General features: G+C 72.9%; 20 protein-coding genes. 9 read left to right on the top strand and 11 right to left on the bottom strand.

Annotation, left to right across the window (positions count from 1 at the left end):
- Window positions 1-23: 23 nt before the first annotated feature.
- Both Sco07f_RS18055 and Sco07f_RS18050 read left to right on the top strand, forming a co-directional pair.
- Window positions 24-668 (top strand): HemK2/MTQ2 family protein methyltransferase, encoded by a 645-nt coding sequence (locus Sco07f_RS18055; protein WP_174855381.1) that lies wholly within the window; start codon window positions 24-26, stop codon window positions 666-668.
- A 121-nt stretch (window positions 669-789) separates the two neighbouring features.
- The gene (locus Sco07f_RS18050; protein WP_054101373.1) at window positions 790-987 is read left to right on the top strand and encodes a CDGSH iron-sulfur domain-containing protein; all 198 of its coding nucleotides are present in this window, start codon (window positions 790-792) and stop codon (window positions 985-987) included.
- Between the two features lie 144 nt (window positions 988-1,131).
- Here the strand turns inward: Sco07f_RS18050 and Sco07f_RS18045 are convergent, their stop codons facing one another.
- Window positions 1,132-1,566 carry a protease inhibitor gene (locus Sco07f_RS18045; RefSeq protein WP_087788454.1) on the bottom strand — a complete coding sequence of 145 codons (435 nt, stop codon included), beginning with the start codon at window positions 1,564-1,566 and terminating at the stop codon, window positions 1,132-1,134.
- Window positions 1,567-1,925: 359 nt separating this feature from the next.
- On the opposite strand from Sco07f_RS18045, the gene Sco07f_RS18040 reads away from it, so the two are divergent.
- Window positions 1,926-3,095: a lactate 2-monooxygenase gene (locus Sco07f_RS18040; protein ID WP_108988418.1), complete on the top strand. Its 1,170-nt coding sequence runs from the start codon at window positions 1,926-1,928 to the stop codon at window positions 3,093-3,095.
- A gap of 43 nt (window positions 3,096-3,138) precedes the next feature.
- Here the strand turns inward: Sco07f_RS18040 and Sco07f_RS18035 are convergent, their stop codons facing one another.
- From Sco07f_RS18035 to Sco07f_RS18025, 3 genes are all read right to left on the bottom strand, one after another.
- Entirely contained in the window at window positions 3,139-4,740 is a 1,602-nt protein-coding gene (locus tag Sco07f_RS18035) for an RICIN domain-containing protein (protein ID WP_108988417.1), read from the bottom strand.
- Between the two features lie 369 nt (window positions 4,741-5,109).
- Window positions 5,110-7,353, bottom strand: coding sequence for a cellulase (locus tag Sco07f_RS18030; RefSeq protein ID WP_054101203.1), 2,244 nt, complete (start codon window positions 7,351-7,353; stop codon window positions 5,110-5,112).
- Between the two features lie 167 nt (window positions 7,354-7,520).
- The gene (locus Sco07f_RS18025) at window positions 7,521-10,607 is read right to left on the bottom strand and encodes a glycoside hydrolase family 2 TIM barrel-domain containing protein (RefSeq protein ID WP_108988416.1); all 3,087 of its coding nucleotides are present in this window, start codon (window positions 10,605-10,607) and stop codon (window positions 7,521-7,523) included.
- Between the two features lie 271 nt (window positions 10,608-10,878).
- On the opposite strand from Sco07f_RS18025, the gene Sco07f_RS18020 reads away from it, so the two are divergent.
- Both Sco07f_RS18020 and Sco07f_RS18015 read left to right on the top strand, forming a co-directional pair.
- Window positions 10,879-13,260: a SpoIIE family protein phosphatase gene (locus tag Sco07f_RS18020; protein WP_054101205.1), complete on the top strand. Its 2,382-nt coding sequence runs from the start codon at window positions 10,879-10,881 to the stop codon at window positions 13,258-13,260.
- Window positions 13,261-13,412: 152 nt separating this feature from the next.
- A complete protein-coding gene (locus Sco07f_RS18015) occupies window positions 13,413-14,081 on the top strand; it encodes a DUF4232 domain-containing protein (protein ID WP_108988415.1) in 669 nt (222 codons plus the stop codon).
- Window positions 14,082-14,128: 47 nt separating this feature from the next.
- Here Sco07f_RS18015 and Sco07f_RS18010 read toward each other — a convergent pair whose 3' ends face one another.
- From Sco07f_RS18010 to Sco07f_RS18000, 3 genes are all read right to left on the bottom strand, one after another.
- A complete protein-coding gene (locus Sco07f_RS18010; protein WP_108988414.1) occupies window positions 14,129-15,097 on the bottom strand; it encodes an aldo/keto reductase in 969 nt (322 codons plus the stop codon).
- Between the two features lie 78 nt (window positions 15,098-15,175).
- Window positions 15,176-15,724 carry a flavoprotein gene (locus Sco07f_RS18005; protein ID WP_108988413.1) on the bottom strand — a complete coding sequence of 183 codons (549 nt, stop codon included), beginning with the start codon at window positions 15,722-15,724 and terminating at the stop codon, window positions 15,176-15,178.
- Between the two features lie 9 nt (window positions 15,725-15,733).
- Complete coding sequence (locus Sco07f_RS18000) at window positions 15,734-16,171, bottom strand: nuclear transport factor 2 family protein (RefSeq protein ID WP_108988412.1); 438 nt, start codon at window positions 16,169-16,171, stop codon at window positions 15,734-15,736.
- 96 nt (window positions 16,172-16,267) lie between these two features.
- On the opposite strand from Sco07f_RS18000, the gene Sco07f_RS17995 reads away from it, so the two are divergent.
- Window positions 16,268-16,846, top strand: a complete 579-nt coding sequence (locus tag Sco07f_RS17995; RefSeq protein ID WP_108988411.1) for a TetR/AcrR family transcriptional regulator — start codon at window positions 16,268-16,270, stop codon at window positions 16,844-16,846.
- Here Sco07f_RS17995 and Sco07f_RS17990 read toward each other — a convergent pair.
- On the bottom strand, window positions 16,821-17,021 hold the full coding sequence (locus Sco07f_RS17990) for a ferredoxin (RefSeq protein ID WP_007389386.1): 201 nt from the start codon (window positions 17,019-17,021) through the stop codon (window positions 16,821-16,823). The two genes, Sco07f_RS17995 and Sco07f_RS17990, sit on opposite strands and share 26 nt — an antisense overlap.
- A gap of 11 nt (window positions 17,022-17,032) precedes the next feature.
- On the bottom strand, window positions 17,033-18,253 hold the full coding sequence (locus tag Sco07f_RS17985) for a cytochrome P450 (RefSeq protein ID WP_108988410.1): 1,221 nt from the start codon (window positions 18,251-18,253) through the stop codon (window positions 17,033-17,035).
- Between the two features lie 311 nt (window positions 18,254-18,564).
- Here Sco07f_RS17985 and Sco07f_RS17980 point away from each other — a divergent pair, with 311 nt between their 5' ends.
- Complete coding sequence (locus Sco07f_RS17980; RefSeq protein ID WP_007389375.1) at window positions 18,565-19,014, top strand: nitroreductase family deazaflavin-dependent oxidoreductase; 450 nt, start codon at window positions 18,565-18,567, stop codon at window positions 19,012-19,014.
- Between the two features lie 64 nt (window positions 19,015-19,078).
- Here the strand turns inward: Sco07f_RS17980 and Sco07f_RS17975 are convergent, their stop codons facing one another.
- Window positions 19,079-20,095: a cation diffusion facilitator family transporter gene (locus Sco07f_RS17975; protein ID WP_108988409.1), complete on the bottom strand. Its 1,017-nt coding sequence runs from the start codon at window positions 20,093-20,095 to the stop codon at window positions 19,079-19,081.
- A 123-nt stretch (window positions 20,096-20,218) separates the two neighbouring features.
- Between Sco07f_RS17975 and Sco07f_RS17970 the strand changes: the two genes are divergently transcribed.
- Together Sco07f_RS17970 and Sco07f_RS17965 are read left to right on the top strand one after the other, a co-directional pair.
- The gene (locus tag Sco07f_RS17970) at window positions 20,219-21,244 is read left to right on the top strand and encodes a glutathione S-transferase family protein (RefSeq protein WP_054101211.1); all 1,026 of its coding nucleotides are present in this window, start codon (window positions 20,219-20,221) and stop codon (window positions 21,242-21,244) included.
- A 59-nt stretch (window positions 21,245-21,303) separates the two neighbouring features.
- On the top strand, window positions 21,304-21,615 hold the full coding sequence (locus Sco07f_RS17965; protein ID WP_007389373.1) for a DUF4235 domain-containing protein: 312 nt from the start codon (window positions 21,304-21,306) through the stop codon (window positions 21,613-21,615).
- Between the two features lie 46 nt (window positions 21,616-21,661).
- Here the strand turns inward: Sco07f_RS17965 and Sco07f_RS17960 are convergent, their stop codons facing one another.
- A complete protein-coding gene (locus tag Sco07f_RS17960; protein WP_007389383.1) occupies window positions 21,662-22,057 on the bottom strand; it encodes a VOC family protein in 396 nt (131 codons plus the stop codon).
- Between the last annotated feature and the right edge of the window lie 117 nt (window positions 22,058-22,174).

The following is a 22,174-nucleotide window of genomic DNA, read 5'->3' as shown; positions in this document are numbered from 1 at the left end:
GGTACCTGGGGTCCGTGAATTTCATGGTGCTACCGGGCGTGTACGCCCCTCAGGAGGACACCGCCCTGCTGGCCGGGGCGCTGTCCGACGAGCCGCTCCCGCCGGGCGCGGCCGTCCTCGACGTGGGCACCGGCACGGGCGCCCTCGCCCTGGCGGCGGCGTTGCGGGGCGGCCGGGTGACCGCGGTTGACGTGTCGTGGCGCGCGGTGTGTGCCGCGCGGCTCAACGCCGCCAGGGCCGGGCTGCGGATCCGCGTCCGGCACGGCAACCTGTTCACGCCCGTACGCGGTGAGTCGTTCGACCTGGTGCTGGCCAACCCGCCGTACGTACCGGCGCCCGCCGCCGGCCGCCCGCCGCGCGGTGCCGCCCGGGCCTGGGACGCGGGTCACGACGGCCGCATGGTCCTGGACCGGATCTGCCTGGAGGTGCCCCGGCTGCTGCGCCCCGGGGGTGTGCTGCTGCTCGTGCAGTCGGCGCTCAGCGATCCCGCGAGGACCGAGGCGCTGCTGCGCGAGGCGGGCCTGAAGGCCGCGGTGACCCGGCGCCGTCGGATCGCGTTCGGTCCCGTGGTGCGCGGCCGGGAGCGCTGGCTGCGGCAGCGCGGGCTGCTGCCCCGGGCCGCGTACGAGGAGGAGCTGGTGGTCGTCCGTGCCGAACTCCCCGTCTGACCCGCAGCACCCGTCCGACCCGCGGCACCCGTCCGGCGCACCGCCCCCGTCCGGCCCGCAGCACCCGTCCGGCACACCGTCCCCGTCCGACCCGCCGGGCGCGCCCCGGGCCCCGCGCCGGATCAAGGTCCAGCGCCGGGGGCCGCTCCTGGTGGAGGGGCCGGTGGAGGTGGAGCTGGAGGACGGGACGACGGTGTCCTCCGACCGTTTCCGGGTCGCGCTGTGCACCTGTCGTCGCAGCCGGCGCTTCCCCTGGTGCGACACCAGCCACCGCGCCCGGTCGTCCGGGACGGATGACGGGCCGGCCACCAGGGAGTGACCGGCCCGGCGTTCGGGAGGACGGCGGACGGCCCCACTCCGTCCGCCGTCCCCGGTGCGGGCCCGCGGGACCCGTACGGCGTCCGCTCGCACTCCCCAGTGGCGAGCGGACGGTCACTCCGCACGGTCCCGCGGTCCCGGTCCCTCAGAACGTGAAGACGCTCGCGCTGCCCGCGTTCTTCACGCACTCGTTCGCGAAGGTGCGTTCGTAGGAGAGGCGCCGGCCCTGCCAGACCCCGTCGACGGTGACGACCACGGGGGCGTACTCCCGGGTGCACATCACCGAGTCCTCGGCGGCCAGGGCGCCCGGGTCGCCGTGCGCGGCGCGCAGTTCGGCGCAGGCCGCGCCGGCCGCCGGGTGGGTGCCGGAGGCGGTCGGGGCGCAGGTCAGGGTGACCGCGCGCAGGGGTGCGGCGGTGGCAGCGCTCTCTCCGTGCCCCACGGTCAGCACCAGGGCCGAGGGGGCGTAGAGCGACGCGGGGGCGGTGGCCGGGGAGGCGAGAGAAGCCCCGGCGAGGGGCCCGCAGACGGCGGTGGCCGTCAGGCCCAGAGTCGCTGCCCAGCGCGCGGTGTTCCGCATTGTGTGCATCCTTCCGCTCGTTTCGAGGGTGGTGCCGGTCCGGCTCGGTCGGTGCCGGGAACGGCGAGCGCGAGTCTGCCGAGTCCGGCACCGAAACTCATCTCGACCCCATGGATTTCGGTAACCTTGGGTATTCAATCAGTGGCGTGAAGTTACGGAGTTAGAACGTTCCAAGTCCGGAACTGGGCGTTTCTTGATCGATTATTGAGAACAGAACTGGCCGAATGGCGTGATCCACACGTTCGCCAATAGGCCGGAAACACCCCCGAAACAGGCCCGCCGACCCTGACGGCCGCCCCCGGCATACCCACGGGTATGGTGCCCGCAGCGCGAGCTCGACGACGAGAGGCGGACGTGGGATGCCGAAGCACTGGGCGGACTTCCAGTACGAGATCTACCTGAACGGCATGACGGGCGCGGTGCCGCGGCTGCCCACCGACCTGACCCGGCTGGAGGAGCTCACCGAACGGCGTCTGGGCCCCGGCCCCTTCGGATACGTCGCGGGCAGCGCGGGGGACGGCAGCACCGCCCGCGCCAACCGGGCGGCGCTGGCCAGGCGCCGGATCGTCCCGCGCATGCTGCGGGACGTGCACGAGCGCGACCTGCGCGTCGAGGTGCTGGGCCGCGCTCTGCCCGCACCGCTGGCGCTGGCGCCGGTCGGCGTCCTGTCGATCATGCATCCGGACGCGGAGTCCGCCGCCGCCCGGGCCGCCGCCTCGCAGGGTGTCCCGTACATCCTGTCCTCCGCCTCCAGCACACCCATGGAGCAGGTCGCCGAGGCGATGGGCGACGCCGAGCGCTGGTTCCAGCTGTACTGGCCGAAGGACCGCGAGGTGGCCCGCAGTTTCCTGAACCGCGCCCGGGCGGCCGGGTACACGGCGCTGTTCGTCACGCTGGACACGCCGCTGCTGTCGTGGCGCCCGCGCGACCTCGACCAGGCCTACCTGCCGTTCCTGCACGGGGTGGGCACCGCCAACTACTTCTCCGACCCCGCGTTCCAGGCAGGTCTGGCCAAGCCCGTGCACGAGGACCCGAACGCGGCGGTGATGCATTTCGTCGGCATGTTCTCGGATCCCGCCAAGTCCTGGCCCGACCTGGCCTTCCTGCGGGAGAACTGGGACGGTCCGATCGTCCTCAAGGGCGTCCTGCACCCCGACGACGCGCGGCTCGCCGCCGACGCCGGGATGGACGGTGTGGTGGTGTCCAACCACGGCGGCCGTCAGGTGGCCGGTTCCGTCGCGGCGGCCGACGCCCTGCCTCGGGTGGTGGACGCGGTCGGCGACCGCCTGACCGTGCTGTTCGACAGCGGTGTCCGCACCGGCGACGACGTCTTCAAGGCCCTGGCGCTCGGCGCGCGTGCGGTGCTGCTGGGCCGCCCCTACGCCTACGGGCTCGGCCTGGACGGCCAGGCCGGCGTGGAGCACGTGATCCGCTGCCTGCTCGCCGAACTCGACCTCACGCTGGCCCTGTCCGGGCACGCCTCACCGGCCACGCCGGGGCGCGCCGACCTCGTCGAGGACCCGGCGTGAGGGGACGGCGGCGGCGCCGTCCCCCCGGAAGGTGCGGGTTCCCTCAGCCGCCGGACAGATCCACGGCTCGCGCGCCCGGGGCGTCGGTGCGGGCGATCGACAGGGAGCCCTCGGCCTCCGGCACCGGTTCGTCGCGCCAGCGCTGGTCGTCGGAACCGTCGTGCACCTTGACGACGATGTCCGCGTCCGGGGCGCGGGTGGTGGTGGCGAGCGCGAGCATCCTCTGCCCGCGGGGCACCAGTTCACCCTCCTCGGTGCGGTCGTAGCGCACGTCGTCGCCGCGCCCGGTGCCCTTGTCGGCGCAGGTACCGAGAATGACGACGCCGGCGTCCGCCCGCGAGTCCAGACACAGCCCGGGATCGGCGACGCTGCGCAGCAGCCCGTCGTCCTCGTGGGTCCACTGCTGGGTCCACGCCTCGGAGCACTCGGCCAGCCGGGCCCCCGCTCCGGCCCTGGGCTCGCCCCGTACGTCGAGGCAGAGACCGGCGGCGACGTTGCGCAGCCGGGTGCGGTCGGCGGACGTGGGCAGGCCGGCCGCGCCGGGCGGTTTCGGGCGGCTCGTCGCGGAGGTCTCGCCGTCGACGGCGCTGGTGGAGGCGGCCGGGTCGGCGCCACCGCCGTCGTAGGACCACACGCTCACCACCAGCACGATGGCGAGCACTCCGGCGGAGGCGGCGCCGACCTGCCTGAGCACCGACCGGCCCGAGCGCGGCGGGCCCGGCCTCCTGCGCACGGGAACGGGGATCCGGGCCAGCAGCCCGGGGCGTGAGCCGCGGTGCCGGGCGGCGCCCTTGGCCAGGGCGCCGAGCGTCGCACGCGCCGGACGCGAGTCGAGATAGCGCCGGGCGCCCCAGCCGAGTACGGCCTCGGCGATCAGGGTGCCCAGCTCTCTCTCGAAGTGACCGAGTTGGTCGGCCGCGTGCCGGCAGTGACGGCAGTCCGCCAGATGCTTGCGGACGTCCGGCAGCAGGGCACCGCCCCGACGGATCGGGACATCGAGCAGCCGGCCCTGGAAGCGGCACTCCTGGCTCGGCGCGAGCTGCCGGTGGGCGTCCAGACAACCCTCGCGGAATTTCTCACGCGCTTGTTCGAGAGTGGCCGACGCGGTGTCGGTGTCCATGCCGAGCAGACCGGCCGGGACGGTTATGGACTCCCCTTCAACTTCCGTGTGCCACAGCAAACAACGGGCCGGTCCGGGAAGAGAGGCGAATGCCCGGGCGGCCAGCGTGCGGTTTTCCGGAGTCAGTGACTTCGCGGCCCGCATACCGCGCCCGCCCGCGGGTTTGAGCAGCTGCGGCAGCACCGCGGATATCGCGTCGTCCGCGGACCACTGACGGACCGTGTCGCGCACGGCCACCAGCAGGCGCGGGCGCAGCGCGGTGGCCGGTTCGCCCTGGGCGAGGCGGGCCAGCACCCGCTGCCAGGCGGCGGCCGTGACCATGGCGGTGACCTCGGCCGACGTGGCGAGACAGATGGTCGCGTAGTCGTGCGCGGGCTGCCAGTGGCGGGCCATCAGCAGCGCGGCGGTCCGGGCGGCCTCGCTCTGCGGACCGTCCCGGAGCCGCGCGGCCAGCAACTCGTCGGACTCCCCGTGGTCCCCGCCGGAGGGCGGTCGAACGGGCCGGGGAGGGTGGGGGGTGGGCACTGAGATGTTTCCTTCCCACGCGCAGGTGACTCAGAAGTTCGGAGCGCCGAAAAGGACCCACGGATTGGTGTGTACCTCTTGGGCAGCGCGCGGGAGGTGTGAATTCGCCATGGCGAAATCGGACCCGGCCCGTCAAAGCGCGTGCGAGACCCGGCCTTTACCCCCCGCACGGGTGCTTCACTCTCGCACAAACCACTCATGGTCAACAAGGCGACCGGGCAACCTCGGCCGCCTTTGAAAGAAGGTCAGAATCCCCGGCACGGCAAGAGGGCCGCACCGGCTTTCCGCATTCTCTCGAGCGGAAGCGGTGCGGCCCTCGACGGGGGCGGCGGCGGAGCCGGCCGGTTCGCCGGTCAGCCGGTCATCTGGTCAGCCCTGGTCCGCCACGAAGGAGGCCATCCGGGCCAGTGCGGCGTTCCAGTTGATGGTGTGCTCGTTGGTCGACCAGGACTGGATGTCGTCGATGAAGCAGAACTGACCGACGCAGCCCTGGAGTTTGCTCTGCGCGTAGGGGTCCTGGATGCTCGAGTTGGGGCCGCCGGACAGGGTGCCGTCGGGCGGCGCGGGCAGGGTCGGGTCGAGCTGGTGGGCGTACCAGCGGCTGTGCTGGTTGTGGGCGTTGGCCTCGCCGTACCCGGTGACGTACGACATGTTCAGCGCGTTGCGGCCGAGGATGTAGTCCATGCTCTGGACGGCGCCGTCACGGTACTTGGAACCGCCGGTGATGTCGTAGGCGGTGGCGATGACGACCGCGTTGTTGAGGATCTGGTGGCTGGAGCCCCAGTCGTAGACGTTGCCGTCGGGGGCGTAGGGCATGCCGTAGGGGTGTGCCTTCAGCGTGGCCAGGTAGCCGTCGGCGCCCCGGACGACGGAGCGGCGGACGTGGTCCCGGCCGGGGAGCCGGCTGGGCACGGTCGCCAGGTCGAGGCGGGCGGCGGCCGCGGTGCGCGCCCAGTCGAAGCCGATCGGGCCGAAGATGTCGGCGGTGTGGACCGGGGAGTTCAGCACGTACTCCTTGAAGTCCCGCTCCCCCGTCGTCAGGTACAGCTCGGCCGCGGCCCAGTAGAACTCGTCGGCGACCTCGTTGTCCGGGTAGGCGCCGCCACCGATGCCGTCGCTCTCGTCGGCGAGCAGGTCCGGGTGGTCGAGCGCCGCCTTCCAGGCGGTCCGGGCCGCGTCGAGCGCCTTGGCGGCGAACTCCCGGTCGTAGGGGCGGTACAGGCGGGCGGCCTGCGCTGCCGTCGCCGCCAGGTTGAGGGTGGCCGCGGTGGTCGGCGGGTGCAGCTCGCGCTTCTGCGGGTCGTCGCTCGGCAGCAGCGGCAGCCCGGTCCACTGCTCGTCATGGATCTTGTGGTGCGCCATCCCGGCCAGCGGCTGCCCGTCCGGCACCTGCATCTTCAGCAGGAAGTCCAGCTCCCAGCGGGCCTCGTCGAGGATGTCCGGCACCCTGTTGCCGCTCTCGGGGATGTCGAGCGACCCGTCGCCGAGTTTGCGCGGCTCACCGGTGCGGGCGTGCAGCGAGCGCTCGTAGGTGCTCAGCAGCTCCCAGGTGGAGATGCCGCCGTTGACGACGTACTTGCCGTGGTCGCCGGCGTCGTACCAGCCGCCGGAGACGTCGAGGGTGTAGTCGCACACGCCGGGCTGGCAGGGCACCTCGGTGTCGCCCTGGTTGGGTGCCGTGCCCACGTGTCCGGCCGGGCGGCCGTAGCCCGGGCGGAGTTCGTCGCTGATGGCGACGCCGCTGCGCTGCGTGTAGTAGTACTTCGCCGAGTCCAGGCGCAGCCGTTCGTAGGCGGCCGTGCCGATGTCGAACGGGCGGCTGGTCTCGCCGTCGGCGACGAGCGTGTAGCCCTCGCCGCGCTTCTTGTAGCGGCCGAAGTCGATGGAGTGCACGTTCTGCCCGGAGGAGGCGTCGACGCCGCGCGGCTTGCTCCAGCCGTGGGCGACGACCCGTCCGCCGTCGTTCTTCAGCTGCCAGCGCAGGCGCGAGGTCGCGTCGGTGACGAGGGTGGCGTTCTTCGGTCCCGACGGCAGGTAGGCGACCTGGTTGACCCGTACCCGCGGCCCGGTGTCCGGCACGTACGGCTCCGGTGCCACGCCGCCCAGCAGGGACACGTCGTCCACGCAGAACCGCCAGGCGTCGGGCGTGCCGCCGAGCTGGAAACCGACCTGCCCCTGGGCGGTGTCGACGGGCGAGGTGAAGGTGTACGAGTAGGTGTTGCCCGAGACGCTCAGCTGCGGGCTGACCTCGAAGTAGGTGTCGTACGGGGACACCGAAAGGCCGACGATCGCCCGGACCACGTGGTCGGCGGGCGTACCGGTGGCGGTGAAGGAGAACTTGTACGACTCCCCCGCGACCAGGGTGACGTCGTTCTGGCCGAGGGCCGCGTCCCAGCGGTTGGTGGTGCCGCCGGGTGCGTCGGCGCACAGCCGGCCGTCGGTCACGGCGGCGGTGACGTTGCTGCTCGTCCACCAGGAGTCCGTGCCGTTGTCGAAGGTGCCGTTCCTGACCTGCTCGGTCTCCTCGGCGCCGGCCGGGGCGGCGGGCAGCGCGGTGACGGCCGCCGCCAGCAGGGCCGTCAGGGAGACGAGCGCGGTTCTGCGTCTTTTCACGTCCGGGCTCCTCGGGGGAGGTGGCGCTCACACGGGAATGGGAGCGCTCCCAAATGCGGTCGCAGGCCATGCTTGTGGCAGACATGACATGCCGTCAACGGTCCGGACGGGACCGGTTTTCCCGACCGGTTCCCGACCGGTTCCCGTCCGGACCGTGGTACGGCGGTTCAGGCGGCGGGTGCCTCCAGGCGGCTGACCCGGACCGCTCCCCGCGCCTCGCCGGGGTGACGGCTGGTCAGCGTGAGACGGATCCGGGACCCGCGCAGCGGACGGAAGCCGATGACCGTGGGCGCGTCGGAGGCGGTGGCCCACTCGGTCCGCACCTCCGTGGCAGCACGCCAGGCACGGCCGTCCCAGACGTCCACCGCGAGGGACGCGGGCAGGCTGTGGCCCTCGTCCACGGTGAAGGAGACCTCGACCCGGTCGTAGGAGCGCGTGCGCCCGTGGTCGACCGAGATCCAGTCCTCGGCGCGCGCGCCGTCGAAGGCGGGCAGCAGCGCGGTGGCCGCCTTGTGGAAGCCGTTGGACCAGCCGGTGGCCGGGTCGCCGTCCAGCGCGGCGGCGGGCAGGGTGTCGGGCCGGCCGGAGTAGCTCGCGTCCGCGTGCGGGTGGTCCACGGGCGCCGGGTGCCCGGGGCGGAACTCCGGCGCGGGTGTGGTCGCCCGGTCCCCGGCCCGGCGGGCGCGCACCGTCGCCGTGTCCGTGCGCAGCCCGTCCGCACGCGCCGTCACCCGTACCGTGCCCGGCCGGGTGCCCGACCTGACGATGGCGAGCGCCTTGCCGTGGAAGGCGGTGCGGGTACGGGACTGGTAGCGTTCGGCGCTCTCCTGGCGGCCGTTGTCGAGTCCGGCGAGCGAGCCGCCCGCCACGTCGAAGGAGATCAGGTGCTCGGCGCCGGGCACCACCACTCCGTGCCGGTCGACCACCTCGGCGGTCACGAAGAGCAGGGAACGCCCGTCGGCGGCGACGGACTCGCGGTCCGGGGTGAGGCGCAGGGCGTGCGGTGCCCGTGCGGTGCGCAGGACGTCGGTGGCGACCGCCCTGCCGCCGCGCCGGGCGACGGCCTTCAGCTCGCCCGCCTCGAAGGGCACCCTCCAGGTCAGGTGCAGCTTGCCCGCGCTGCCGTTGGGGCTGGTGTAACTGCCGGGGTAGGGGCCGTCGGTGAAGGTCTTGTCGTCGCCGGTGGCCTCGGTGGTCTCCAGGTAGGTCCGGCCGTCGACGGTCTTCTTGCGGTCGAAGCGCCGGGTACCGAGGGACCTCCCGTTCAGGTACAGCTCCACGGTGTCGACGTTGGTGTAGGCCCAGACCTCGACGGTGTCGCCCTCGCGGTGGTTCCACGTCGTCGGCAGCAGGTGGACCATGGGCTCGTCCGTCCACTGGCTGCGGAACAGGTGGTACATGTCCTTCGGGAACCCGGCCGTGTCGACCGCTCCGAAGAACGACGCCTTGACCGGGAAGACGTCGTACGGCGTGGGCTCCCCGATGTAGTCGATGCCGGACCACAGGAACTGCCCGGCGAACCACCTGCGGTCCCGGTCCTTCTTGTGGCCGTACTCGCCGCTCATCGTCCAGGAGGCGAGGTTGTTGTCGTAGGACGAGGTGGCCCGCCCACCCGGCGTGTGGTTCTCGCCGGTGTTCAGGTGCTCCGGTTCCTGGTAGGTGCCGCGCGTGGAGGTCTCGGAGGACGACTCGGACTCGAAGAGGAACAGGTGCGGGTAGGCCGCGTGCAGGTCGTCCACCGACTTGGCGGTGTTGTAGTTGAGGCCGAGCCCGTCCAGCTTGGCCAGCATCAGGTCGGCCGCGGAGCCCTTGGCGGGCAGCCGGCGGTATTTGTCGGAGCCGATGACCAGGGGGCGGGTGGCGTCGGCGGCGCGGATGGCGTCGATGATCCGGTCGGCCATGGCGAGTCCGGCGGTGGCGGTGGAGTCGGGTACCTCGTTGCCGATGGACCACATGACGACGGCGGGCGAGTTGCGGGCCGCGAGCACCATCTCGGTGGCGTCCCGCTCGCACCACTCGTCGAAGAACCGGCCGTAGTCGTAGCGGTTCTTGCCGGTGCGCCAGCAGTCGAAGGCCTCGACCAGCATGATGATGCCCAGCTCCTCGCAGATCTCGATCATCTCGGGCGAGGGCGGGTTGTGGGAGGTGCGGAAGGCGTTGACGCCCATCGACTTCATGAGGGTCATCTGGCGGCGGATCGCGTCGACGCTGACGGCGGCGCCGAGTGCGCCGAGGTCGTGGTGCAGGTCGACGCCCTTGATCTTGGCGTACCTGCCGTTGAGGTGGAAGCCCTCGTCGGGGTCGACGTGGAAGGTGCGGATGCCGAACGGGGTGCGGAAGGTGTCCACGGTCCGGCCGCCGACGCGCAGTTCGGTGTGCAGGGTGTAGCGGTGCGGGCTCGCGAAGTCCCACCGCCGCGGGTGCCGGACGGTGAGTTCGTGGGTCTCGGTGGCGGTGTCGGCGACGTCCGCCCTGGAGGCGGTGCGGGCTACGGTGCGGCCGTCGGCGTCCTCGACCGTCGAGCGGATCTCGACCTCGCGCGCGGTGCCCGAGGCGTTCGCCACCGACGTCTCCACCCGGACGACCGCGCTGTCCTCGCCCACCCGGGGCGTGGTGACGTAGGTGCCCCAGCGCGACACGTGCACCGGTTCGGTGACGACGAGGCGGGCCTCGCGGTAGATGCCGCTGCCGGAGTACCAGCGGCTGCTGGGCAGCCGGTTGCGCACCTGGACCGCGAGGACGTTCTCGGTGCGGCCGTCGGTGTGCACCAGGTCGGTGAGGTCGAGGGCGAAACCGGTGTAGCCGTAGGGGTGGTGGCCCACCTCCCGGCCGTTGCAGTGGATGCGGGCGTCCATGTACACGCCGTCGAACTCGACCGAGATCCGCTTCCCCGCGAACGCCCGCGGCAGCGTGAAGGCGAGGCGGTACCAGCCGAGGCCGCCCGGCAGGAAGCCGGTGCCGCTGGTGGTGCCGTGCTCGGTGGTGGGCGTCTGCTCGATGCTCCAGTCGTGCGGGACGGCGACCTCGCGCCACGCCGAGTCGTCGTGGGCGGGGTCGGCGGCGTCCGTGGTGTCCTCGGCCGCGCCGTCGGGGTCGATCAGCCGGAAGCGCCAGCCGTCGCGCAGGGCGACGGTGCTGCGGCCCGCGCCGCCGCCGGTGGCGTCCGATGCCCACGCCGAGGGGGCGGCGAACGCCATGTGGGCCGCGGGCGTGGCGGCGGAGGCGATCAGAACCGATCTACGCGTGACCGTCATGGCTGGTCTCCCTCATCTCTCCCCCATCCGAAAAAATCAGAAGCACTCACAAGCAATCGCGAACAAACAGATTCTGACGTCGGGCCATACGCGCCCGTCAAGGGCACGGAAAGCACTTTCTGCGGTGTGCCGCCCGGACCGTCCGGTGACGGGCGCGGCGGCCGGGCTCCGTGGGCCCGGTGGGTTCGGGTCCGCGCGGGACGCGAACCCACTAGGCTGGGAAGCAGGTGACGCGCTGATCACTGTGGGTGTGCGCAATGGAGTGGCGACGATGAGTCCGGTCAACCCGTTCGACGATGCCGCCACGGCCCGCGCCGTCGTCGACGGCTCCGGCACCCTGCGGGAGTGGAACGAGGGCGCGCGTCTGCTGCTCGGCCACCCGGCCGCCGAGGTCGTCGGGCGGCCCGCCGCGGACCTGCTCGCGGACGACCGCGACGGCACACCTCCCGGGAGCGACGACGACCGGTGGAACGGCACCCTGGCGCTGCGGCACCGCGACGGGCACACCGTGTCGGTGTGGGTGCTCGCGCACCGCCGGCCGGCCTCGGACGGCGCCCCCGCCACGTGGCTCGCCGTCACCCCGCTGGAATCCGGTCCCCGGCCGGAGGACGACCCGCTGGTCAGAGCCGCCCTCACCCAGTCGCCCTGCGCCATGATGATCTTCGACGACCGGCTCCTGCTGCGCGGGGTCAACGACGCCATGGCACGCCTGATGGGGCTGCCGCCCGACCGCGTGCGCGGGCTGCGGGCCACCGACTTCGGCGACCGGCCGCAGAACGCGGAGCTGGAACGGCGGATGCGGCGCGTGCTCGCCACCGGCCGCCGGCACGACATGCAGACCCGCCTCAAGGCGGTCGGCGAGAGCCGCGCCCACGCGTGGAACGCGCGGATCGCACCGCTCACCGACGCCGACGGCCGGGTGTGCGGCGTGTGTGTGAGCGCCCACGACTTCACGGAGCAGCACCGCGCCCGGGAGCGGCTGCAACTGGTCAACGAGGCCAGTGTGCGCATCGGCACCACCCTCGACGTCACCCGGACGGCGCAGGAGCTGGCGGACGTCTGCGTGCCCGCGCTCGCCGACTTCGTCAGCGTCGACCTGCTGGACCCGTGGGAGCACGGCGGTGAACCGGCCACCGTGGTCGAGCCGCCGGTCGGCCTGCGCCGCACGGCGCACCGGTCGGTCACGGAGGACTGCCCGCAGACGGTGGCCGAGACCGGGCGGCTGGACGTCTACCCGGCCGGCTCGCCCCAGGCCGAGTGCCTGCTCTCGGGGCAGGCGATCGTGGCCTCGGTGGCCTACGGCGACCTCGAACGCTGGCTGCGGTGGGACCCCGTCCGCCTGCGCCGGGTGGAGGAGTACGGCATCCACTCCACGATGTCGGTGCCGCTCCAGGCCCGCGGCACCACCCTCGGCGTCGCGGTCTTCACCCGCTTCCGGCGTCCCGACCCGTTCACGCACGACGACGTGCTGCTGGCCGAGGAGGTCAGCGCCCGCGCCGCCGTCTGCATCGACAACGCCCGCCGCTACTCGCGGGAGCGCGAGGCCACCCTGACCCTCCAGCGCAGCCTGCTGCCCCGGTGGCTGCCGCCCACGGCCGCGGTGCAGGCGGCCTCCCGCTACCTTCCGGCGGCCCGCTCGGGCGTCGGCGGCGACTGGTTCGACGTCATCCCGCTGTCCGGGATGCGCGTCGCCATGGTCGCCGGGGACGTCGTGGGGCACGGCATCCCGGCCTCGGCCACCATGGGCCGGCTGCGCACCGCCGTGCGCACCCTCGCCGACATCGACCTGACGCCCGACGAGCTGCTCACCCACCTCGACGACCTGGTAGTGCGACTGTCCGAGGAATCCGGCGACGACCGGGCGGGCGAGGTCGGCGCGACGTGTCTGTACGTGGTCTACGACCCGGTGTCGCGGCACTGCTCCATGGCCCGGGCCGGGCACCCGGCGCCCGTGCTGATCCCGCCGGACGGGCCGCCCGAGCTGGTCGCACTGCCCTCCGGGCCACCGCTGGGCGTGGGCGGGCTGCCGTTCGAGTCGGCCGAGATGGAGCTGCGCGAGGGCAGCGTGCTGGCGCTCTACACCGACGGCCTGGTGGAGAGCCGGGACCGGGACACCGACGCCGGCCAGGCACTGCTGCGCGAGGCGCTGGCCGCCCCCGCCGACTCCCTGGACGCCGCCTGCGACCGCGTACTGCACACCCTCCTGCCCTCGGGCGACGCCGCCGACGACGTGGCCCTGCTGCTGGCCCGGACCCGGGGACTGCCCGCCGGGCAGGTCGCCACCTGGGACATCCCCGCCGATCCGGCGCTGGTCGCACCGGTGCGCAAGCAGGTCCTCGACCGGCTCTCCGACTGGAACCTGCTGGAGGCGACGTTCACCGCCGAGCTGGTCGTCAGCGAGCTGGTCACCAACGCCATCCGGTACGGCTCCCCGCCGATCCGGCTCCGGCTGATCCACGACACGGCCACGCTGATCTGCGAGGTCTCCGACACCAGCCACACCGCTCCGCACCTGCGCCGGGCCAGGACCTGGGACGAGGGCGGGCGCGGCCTGCTCCTCGTGGCCCAGCTCACCCAGCGCTGGGGCAGCCGGCACACGACCGAGGGCAAGACGATCTGGGCGGAACTGGGACTGCTCGACGACGCGGAGTGAGCCGGGCCCGCCCCGCTCCGGTGCCCCGCTCCGTCCCCGCGTGTGCCCCCTCGTTTCCCGGAGCGCGGGACGGGACACTCGACAGGACGGAGCACACGGTGCCGCCCTCCGAGGGACCGGGTGCGAGAACCTGACGGGAGTGTGGAGACGCGATGGCTGACACGTCCCAGCCGGTCCGCCGGACGGCCCTGCTCGCGAGCGCGGTCGCACTGCTCGGTCTGGTGACCGCCTGCGGCAGCGAGAGCGCCACGTCGAGCGGAACACCGGAGCCCAGCAGGGCCGCCCCCCACAGCAGCAGCGCGGACCCGGGCCGTGGCACCGCGACGCCCGGCGACACCGCCCCGGCGGTCGGCGCCGCGCCCAGTGACACCGCGGGCTCGGCCTCCGCCTCCGCGCGCACCGACGGCCGCTGCCACACCTCCGAACTGCGGGCCGCCGTCGGCCGCGTGGACCCGGGGGCCGGTCAGCGCAACTTCCCGGTGGTGCTGACCAACGCCTCGGAGCGCACCTGCACGGTGTACGGCTATCCGGGCGCCGCCTTCGTGGACGCGTCCGGCAAGCAGCTCGGCCCCGACCCCGAGCGCGCGCCGGGCTCCCCCCTGACGGTCACGCTGACGCCGGGCGAGAGCGCGTGGGCCGGCCTGTCCTTCTCCAGCCCGCAGATCAGCGGCGCCCGTACGGCCACTCCGGCGGCGCTGCTCGTCACCCCGCCGGACGAGCGCGAGCCCCTCGAGGTGAAGTGGACGGCCGGTGAGGTCCCGGTCGGCGGGAACGAATCGTCGGTGCACGTCACCGCCCTGGAGGCGGGCACCGGTCCCTGAGACGCCGGTCCCACGGGCACCGGTGCCCGGCCGTCCCGGTCCCGTGCTCAGTGACCGGCGATCGGGTGCGGCGCGTAGGGCCGCTCCAGTTCCTCGGTCTCCTTCTCGGTGAGCGTCAGTTCGACCGCCGCCACGGCGTCCTCGAGGTGGCCCGGCCGGGAGGCTCCGACGATGGGCGCGGTCACCGTGTCCTGGTGCAGCAGCCAGGCCAGAGCCACCTGGGCGCGCGGGACGCCGCGCTCCCCGGCGATGCGGGTAACGGCCTCCACCACGGCGCGGTCGCCCTCCTGGTAGAGGGTGCTGCCGAAGGTGTCGGTGGCACTGCGCCCGGTGGCGGTGTCCCAGTCGCGGGTGAGGCGGCCACGGGCCAGCGGACTCCAGGGCAGCACGCCGACGCCCTGGTCCGCGCAGAGCGGCAGCATCTCGCGCTCCTCCTCGCGGTAGACCAGGTTGTAGTGGTTCTGCATGGACACGAACTTCGTCCAGCCGTGCCGCTCGGCGGTGTACTGCATCTTGGAGAACTGCCAGGCGTACATCGAACTGGCCCCGATGTAGCGGACCTTGCCCGCCTTCACCAGGTCGTGCAGGGCCTCCATCGTCTCCTCGACCGGGGTGTGCGGGTCGAAGCGGTGGATCTGGTAGAGGTCGACGTAGTCGGTGCCCAGGCGTCGCAGGCTGTGGTCGATCTCGGTCATGATCGCCTTGCGGGACAGTCCGGCGCCGTTGGGACCGGGCCGCATCCGGCCGTTCACCTTGGTCGCGAGCACGATGTCGTCGCGGCGGGCGAAGTCGGCGAGGGCCTTGCCCACGATCTCCTCGCTGGTGCCGTCGGAGTAGACGTTGGCCGTGTCGAAGAAGGTGATGCCGGCCTCCAGCGCCTGCCGGATCAGCGGGCGCGAGGCCTCTTCGTCGAGGGTCCACTCGTGCGTGCCGCGGCCGGGAACGCCGTAGGTCATGCAGCCCAGGCAGATCCGCGAGACGTCCAGGCCCGTCGAACCGAGCTTCACGTACTGCATCGTTGCCGCTCCTGTCTTCGCCGGTGATCGTTACCAGGGCGAGCGTACGTCTTCGTGCGGGCTCGAACCCCGTCCGGGTCAGGGCCGTTCGAGCAGGTCCAGGGCCCTCTCCCAGCCGAACCCGGGGCGGCCGCCGCCCTCCCCCGCCTCGCCGGTGTACGGGTCGCCGAAGCGCACGCCCATGCCGCGCAGCCTGTCCAGGCTCTCCCCGTACGCCGGGTGGGCGGCCAGTGCGTCCGCCACGCACGGCAGGACGGCGACGGGGACACCGAGGCCGGTCGCCTCGCACAGGGTGGCCACGGCGAGGGTGTCGGCCAGGCCCGCGGCCCACTTGTTGACCGTGTTGAAGGTGGCGGGCGCGACCACGACGGCGTCGGGCGCCGGGAAGGGCCGCGGATCGCCGGGCGTACGCCAGGCCGAGCGGACCGGGCGGCCGGTGCGCGCCTCGACGTCGGCCACGTCGAAGAAGCCGCCCATGGCGACCGGTGTCGCCATGACCCCGGTCTCCCAGCCACGTTCCCGCGCCGCGTCGATCAGCTCGCCGACGTCCTCGGCCACGCCCGCGGCGCAGACGACGACGTAGAGGAAGGGTCGTGCGGCCCTGCCGCTTCCATGCCGGTCGCTCATCCCGGAACCCTACTGGGCGGGCCTCGGGCCGTGGATGCGCCGGTCCTCCTCCTCGATGGGCACGTCGTTGATGCTCGCCTCGCGCCGGGTCATCAGGCCGTGCTCGTCGAACTCCCACAGCTCGTTGCCGTAGGAGCGCCACCACTGGCCGTCCGCGTCCTGGGACTCGTACTGGAAGCGGACGGCGATGCGGTTGCCGTCGAAGGCCCACAGGTCCTTGCGCAGCGCGTACTGCCGCTCGCGCTCCCACTTGGCGGTCAGGAACTCGACGATGGCGGCGCGGCCGGTGAGGAAGGCGTCGCGGTTGCGCCAGACCGAGTCCTCGGAGTAGGCGAGGGCGACCTGGTGCGGGTCGCGGGTGTTCCAGGCGTCCTCGGCGGCCCGCACCTTGCGTTCGGCGGTCTCGCGGGTGAACGGCGGCAGGGGCGGCCGGTCGGTCGTCGTCATGGCTGATCCTCCAGGTGCGGCAGCGGAGAACGAGCGTTCTCCGCTGAACTGCTACCGTAGGAGAACGCACGTTCTCCGGTCAAGGAAGAGGTCTCCATGGACAGCGATGTCGCCCGGGAGCGGGCGCTGGACGCGGCGGAGGAGCTCTTCTACGCGCGGGGTGTGCGGGCGGTGGGCATGGACGAGGTCCGCGGCGCCTCCGGCGTCTCGCTCAAGCGCCTGTACCAGCTCTTCCCGGCCAAGGAGCGGCTCGTCGTGGCCTGTCTGGACCGGCGCGACGTGCGCTGGCGGGGGCGGCTGGCGGAGTACGTCGACCGGTACGAGGAACCGGCAGCGCGCGTCCTGGCCGTGTTCGACTGGCTCGGCGTGTGGTTCGCGGAGCCCGGTTTCCGCGGCTGCGCCTGGATCAACGCCTACGGCGAACTCGGCCCCGCCTCACCCGCCGTGGCGGAGCGGGTGCGGGCGCACAAGGCGGCGTTCCGCGCCTTCCTCGACACTCTGGCGGCCGGCGCGGGACTGCCCGCCGCGCTGGGCGGGCAGCTGTTCCTGCTGGCGGAGGGCGCCATGGTGACGGCGGGCGTGACGGGCGGTACCGAGCCCGCGCGTCAGGCACGGGACGCGGCACGGGTGCTGCTGGGCGCGGCCGGGGTCAGCCCACCCGCTCCGACACGGTGATCGCGCCCACGGGGCACGCCCGGGCCGCCTCCCGCACCAGGGCGCTTCCCCCGCCGTCCTCCCGGCCGGGGCGCAGGGTGCTGTAGCCGTCGTCGTCCTGGGTGAAGACGTCGGGGGCGGTCAGGGCGCACTGGCCCGCGCCGATGCAGGTGTCCTTGTCGATGCCGATCCGCATGTACGGGCCTCCTACCAGGTCACGGGGAGTTCCAGCATCCCCTGGATCGTGTCGCCGGGTTTGAAGGGGATCTCGTCGGCCGGGGCGGCCAGGCGCAGCGTGGGCAGCCGGTCGAAGAGGGTGTGCAGGGCGATCTCCAGTTCGGCGCGGGCCAGGTTCTGGCCGAGGCACTGGTGGATGCCGAATCCGAAGGCGACGTGGTGGCGGGCGGGGCGGTGCCAGTCGAGGGCGTCCGGGTCGGGGTAGACGGACTCGTCCCGGTTGATGACGGAGGTCGAGAAGACGACCGCGTCGCCGGCCCGGACTGTCTGCCCGTCCACCTCGATGTCCTCGGTGGCCATCCGCAGCAGCCCGTCCGCGATCGACAGGACGCGCATCAGCTCCTCCACGGCGCCGGGCAGCAGGGCGGGATCCGCGCGCAGTTCGGCCAGCGCCCCGGGGTTGGTCAGGAGGGTGTAGGTGCCCAGCGAGATCATGTTGGCGGTCGTCTCGTGCCCCGCGACCAGCAGGATCACCGCGAACGCGACCAGCTGCTCCCGGTCGATCCCGCCCTCGTCCCGTTGCCGCCGGACCAGGTCGTCCAGGAGGCCGTCGCCGGGGGCCGTCCGCTTGCGGTCGACCAACTCGCCCAGGTACTCCTCCAGTCGGTCGCGGGCGTCCATGGTGTCGGCGGGCAGGGGGCCGCGCAGCAGCCGGCGGGACTGCTCCTCGAAGAAGTCGTGGTCGGCGTAGGGGACTCCGAGCAGCGCGCAGATCACCATCGAGGGCACGGGCAGCGCGAAGGCCGTCACCAGGTCGGCGGGCGGGCCCTGCGCGACCATCGCGTCGAGCCGTTCGCCGACGATCCGCCGGATGTGCGGGCGGAGCGCTGCGGCACGCCGCAGGGTGAACTCCGGCAGCACCATCCTGCGCTGGGTGCGGTGTTCGGGGTCGTCGACGCCGAGCAGGGCGGTCTTGCGCCCGCGTACGGCGGCCAGGCGCGCCGAGGTGGCGGGGAAGCCGTCGCGGGTGCGGTCGGTCGACAGGCGCTGGTCGGCCAGCAGCCGGCGGGCGGCGGCGTGGCCCGTCACCAGCCAGGCCGGACGGCCGTCGAAGAGCGTGACCCTGGCCAGCGGGCGGGCGGCACGCAGCGGGTCGTAGGCGGCGGGCGGCTGGTAGGGACAGGTCCGGTCCTGCGGGAAGGCGACGGGGGCTGCCGGGTGGGTGTTCGTCGTCGTGTCGGTGTCCGTCATGGAAGACCTCGCAGACGAGGAGTGCGTCGGATCGATCTTCATTAGATGCCTGGGGCACCTATGGGGCGACGGCAAGTTCGGCCAGATCGGTGGCGGGGGCAGACTGGCCGGGGAACACCGCTCCAGGGGTGGTGGGCCCCTTCCGTGCCGGTCTCCGCCACGACGCGCGTGGCGTGATCGCGGCCTTCCGCGGCCCGGATCGCGCCCCGTGACTGGCCGAGCGGCACGGGGTTCCGGGGGGCGGGATGCGGTAAGGATGGGAACGCGCCGGTCCGCCGGCCTCACGTCACGACGAACACGGACGGATGCACATGCCTCTTGACGGCGAGTACGAACCCAGCCCGACGCAGTGGGTGCGCGAACAGGTCGAACTGTACGAGAGCTCGGGCGGCACCGAGGGCACGACCCTGAGGGACACCGGTCTGCCGGTGATCGTGCTGACCACCCGGGGCGCGCGGAGCGGCAAGGTGCGCAAGACGCCGCTGATGCGCGTCGAGCACGAGGGCCGTTACGCCGCGGTCGCCTCCCTGGGCGGGGCCCCCAAGCACCCGGTCTGGTACTTCAACGTGATCTCCGACCCTCGGGTGGAACTCCAGGACGGCCCGGTGAGGCGGGACATGACGGCCCGTGAGGTCACCGGCGCGGAGAAGGCCGAGTGGTGGGAGCGCGCGGTCGCGGCGTTTCCGCCGTACTCCGACTACCAGGAGAAGACGGACCGGGAGATTCCCGTCTTCGTCCTGGAGCCGGCCGACGCGGGCTGAACCCGGCCCGCCGAAGTTCCCCGGATCGGTGTGCATGGACCGGCGATCGCCGGGAAAGTGTCGTTCAGGCCCCGCCGCGTTCCCCCGTCGCGGCGGGGCTTTCCGCCGCCTCCCGCGCGGGCCGGTCCGTGACGTCGAGGAAGACCTGCCGCGCCTCGGGGACGGTGCGCCGGATCGACCTCTTGATGCGCATCGCCACCTCCTCCACCCGTTCGCTGTCCAGGCCCGGCACGAGATCGACGCGGGCGGCCACCAGGGCGGAGTCGAGGCCGGTCTTCATGGTGAACAGCGCCTCGACGCTGTCGATCTCCGGCTGGGCCCGCAGCAGCGCCCGGATCCGGCCGCTGGCCTCGGGGTCGGCGGCCTCGCCGATCAGCTGGTCGCGGGCCTCGCGGCCCAGCCGGTAGGCCACGTAGACGAGCAGTGCGCCGATGGCGAGCGAGGCGCAGGCCTCCCACACCACCTGCCCGGTGGCCAAATGCAGCGCCATGCCGGTCATGGCGAGGCTGACACCGAGCACCGCGGTGCCGTCCTCCGCCACGACCGTGCGCAACGCCGGGTCGCGCATCCCGTCGCCGAGCCCGCCCTGGCCCCGTACCTGGTGCAGGGCCCGAAGGAGGGAGCCGCCCTCCGCCAGCAGGGCGATGCCGAGCACGACCAGACCCGCCACGTAGCCGCTGAGGCTCTCGTCCGCTCCGTTGCGCAGGGCCTCGACGCCTTGGAAGAAGGAGAAGCAGCCGCCCATGACGAAGATGCCGACGGCCGCGAGGAGCGACCAGAAGAATCGCTCCTTCCCGTAGCCGAAGGGATGCTTCCGGTCGGCGGGCCGGCGGCTGCGGCGCAGGGCGGCGAGGAGGAAGATCTCGTTCATGCTGTCCGCGACCGAGTGTGCCGCCTCCGACAGCAGTGCGGGCGATCCCGCGACGAACCCGCCGACGGCCTTGGCGACGGCGATCACCAGGTTGGCCGCCAGTGCGACCAGTACGGTGACGCGCGTCCTGCGGTCGGCCTTCCGGCCCGGCTTCTCTTCCCCGTCCGTCCCACTCACGAAGCCCCGACTGCCCCGGCCGACGCGACTCACACCCCGCCTTGCGGGTGGCCACCAGTGCCGACGGGCGAAAACGGGGAACGCCTACACAGGGACACCCGGACAACGGACAGATACAGCGGACAGACAGACAGCGGACATCGGAAGGGCAGGTCCATGAGCGGTGACGACGGGACCCCTGGAAACAGCGGCTACGGGAAGAAGGCGTTCAAACGGTCCCGGAGCCACTTCGCGGACCGGATCACGGCGGACGGCCGGGACGGCTGGCCGGTGGAGGCCGGGCGCTACCGGCTGGTGGTGAGCCGCGCCTGTCCGTGGGCGAGCCGGGCCCTGGTCTCCCGGCGGCTGCTCGGTCTGGAGGACGCCCTGTCCCTCGCGGTCGCCGACCCGATCCAGGACGACCGCAGCTGGCGGTTCACGCTCGACCCGGACGGCCGGGACCCCGTCCTCGGCATCCGCTACCTCAGCGAGGCCTACGACCGGCGCGAGACCGGCTATCCGGGCGGGGTGAGCGTGCCCGCGGTCGTGGACGTCCCGAGCGGGGCGCTGGTCACCAACGACTACCAGCAGCTCACCCTCGACCTCGCGACCGAGTGGACCGCCCTGCACCGGCCGGGTGCGCCGGACCTGTACCCGCAGGCCCTACGCGACGAGATCGACGAGGTGATGGCGGGGGTCTACGAGGACGTCAACAACGGCGTGTACCGGGCGGGTTTCGCCACCGGCCAGGAGGAGTACGAGGCCGCGTGCGCGGGGGTGTTCCGCCGGCTGGAGCAGCTGACGCCCCGGCTGGAACGGCGGCGCTACCTGGTCGGTGACACCATCACGGAGGCGGACATCCGGCTGTTCACCACGCTGGTCCGCTTCGACGCGGTCTACCACGGCCACTTCAAGTGCAACCGCTGGAAGCTGACCGAGAACCCGGTGCTGTGGGGGTACGTCCGCGACCTGTTCCAGACGCCCGGATTCGGGGACACCGTCGACTTCGACCACATCAAACGCCACTACTACCAGGTGCACACCGGCATCAACCCGACCGGCATCGTCCCGATGGGCCCGGACCTGACCGGCTGGCTCACGCCGCACCACCGGCAGGAGCTGGGCGGCCGTCCGTTCGGCGACGGCACCCCGCCCGGACCGGCCCGGACCGACGAGCAGGTACCGGTACGGGGCAGGCCCTGACCCCTGAGTCACACCGAGGCACACCACCGTTCAGTACGCACGAGGCCAAGGAGATTCCCATGGCGAAGACGGCGAAGAAAAAGAAGAAGAAGCTCCCCCTCGCCTACAAGCCCGTCGGGTTCGCGCTCGGCTGGCTGGGCGGCACGCTGGCCGGCATGACGTTCCAGAAGACCTGGAAGGTCATCCGGCACGAGGACGACGCGCCCGACGCCCTGGACCCGGACCGCGGCTGGGGCGAGATCCTGCTGGCCGCGGCGATCCAGGGCGCCATCTTCGCCGCGGTGCGCAGCGCCGTGGACCGCACGGGCGCCAAGGTCATCCAGCGCTCCACCGGCAGTTGGCCGGTCCCCGACAAGGGCGGCCGGGACTGACGCCCATGGATGCGGGACCGACGCCCGTGGACGGGTCCGCCAGGTCCTAGCCCTGTTTCGGTGCCGTCGGCGCGAGGGCGTGGCGGAGGGTGAAGGAGTGCCCGGCCGGGTCGGAGAAGCCGCGCTCCTCGTGCGCGCCGGCCGGGTCCTTCGCCTCCACCGGACGCCCGCCGAGCCCCACGATCACGCGTTCGGCCTCGTCCAGGTCCGCCACCACGAAGTCGAGGTGGACCTGGAGGGAGTTCTCCGGGCGCGGCCAGCTCGGCGGGGTGGCGTTCACGTCCCGCCGGAAGGCCATGCGGAAGCCGCGGGGTCCCTCGATCTCGATGCGGTTGGCGCTCACGTCGCTCTCCTCCGCGCCCAGCAGCCCCTTGTAGAACTCGGCGAGCCGCTCGGGTTCGGCGCAGTCGAGCACCACGACGCCCGCGTTGACCAGTGCCATGTCTCCTCCGAAGGATTCCGGGCGTGGGGCGTCGTGCCCCGGTGCCCCCTGCCTTGCGCATATCCCGGCCCGGCCGGATCAGTCGCGGGCCGCCCCGGGCGTCGCTGCCCGGCGGCT

It is taken from the genome of Streptomyces coelicoflavus, from assembly GCF_003112555.1.
Classification (GTDB): domain Bacteria; phylum Actinomycetota; class Actinomycetes; order Streptomycetales; family Streptomycetaceae; genus Streptomyces; species Streptomyces coelicoflavus.
This window is presented reverse-complemented; position numbering and strand designations above follow the sequence as displayed.

Excerpts from the sequence above, each read along its gene's own strand:
- Sco07f_RS18055 (WP_174855381.1), top strand. The coding sequence starts at position 24 with ATGGTGCTACCGGGCGTGTACGCCCCTCAGGAGGACACCGCCCTGCTG.
- Sco07f_RS18045 (WP_087788454.1), bottom strand. The coding sequence starts at position 1,566 with ATGCGGAACACCGCGCGCTGGGCAGCGACTCTGGGCCTGACGGCCACC.
- Sco07f_RS18040 (WP_108988418.1), top strand. The coding sequence starts at position 1,926 with ATGCCGAAGCACTGGGCGGACTTCCAGTACGAGATCTACCTGAACGGC.
- Sco07f_RS18025 (WP_108988416.1), bottom strand. The coding sequence starts at position 10,607 with ATGACGGTCACGCGTAGATCGGTTCTGATCGCCTCCGCCGCCACGCCC.
- Sco07f_RS18020 (WP_054101205.1), top strand. The coding sequence starts at position 10,879 with ATGAGTCCGGTCAACCCGTTCGACGATGCCGCCACGGCCCGCGCCGTC.
- Sco07f_RS18015 (WP_108988415.1), top strand. The coding sequence starts at position 13,413 with ATGGCTGACACGTCCCAGCCGGTCCGCCGGACGGCCCTGCTCGCGAGC.
- Sco07f_RS18010 (WP_108988414.1), bottom strand. The coding sequence starts at position 15,097 with ATGCAGTACGTGAAGCTCGGTTCGACGGGCCTGGACGTCTCGCGGATC.
- Sco07f_RS18005 (WP_108988413.1), bottom strand. The coding sequence starts at position 15,724 with ATGAGCGACCGGCATGGAAGCGGCAGGGCCGCACGACCCTTCCTCTAC.
- Sco07f_RS18000 (WP_108988412.1), bottom strand. The coding sequence starts at position 16,171 with ATGACGACGACCGACCGGCCGCCCCTGCCGCCGTTCACCCGCGAGACC.
- Sco07f_RS17995 (WP_108988411.1), top strand. The coding sequence starts at position 16,268 with ATGGACAGCGATGTCGCCCGGGAGCGGGCGCTGGACGCGGCGGAGGAG.
- Sco07f_RS17990 (WP_007389386.1), bottom strand. The coding sequence starts at position 17,021 with ATGCGGATCGGCATCGACAAGGACACCTGCATCGGCGCGGGCCAGTGC.
- Sco07f_RS17985 (WP_108988410.1), bottom strand. The coding sequence starts at position 18,253 with ATGACGGACACCGACACGACGACGAACACCCACCCGGCAGCCCCCGTC.
- Sco07f_RS17980 (WP_007389375.1), top strand. The coding sequence starts at position 18,565 with ATGCCTCTTGACGGCGAGTACGAACCCAGCCCGACGCAGTGGGTGCGC.
- Sco07f_RS17970 (WP_054101211.1), top strand. The coding sequence starts at position 20,219 with ATGAGCGGTGACGACGGGACCCCTGGAAACAGCGGCTACGGGAAGAAG.
- Sco07f_RS17965 (WP_007389373.1), top strand. The coding sequence starts at position 21,304 with ATGGCGAAGACGGCGAAGAAAAAGAAGAAGAAGCTCCCCCTCGCCTAC.
- Sco07f_RS17960 (WP_007389383.1), bottom strand. The coding sequence starts at position 22,057 with ATGGCACTGGTCAACGCGGGCGTCGTGGTGCTCGACTGCGCCGAACCC.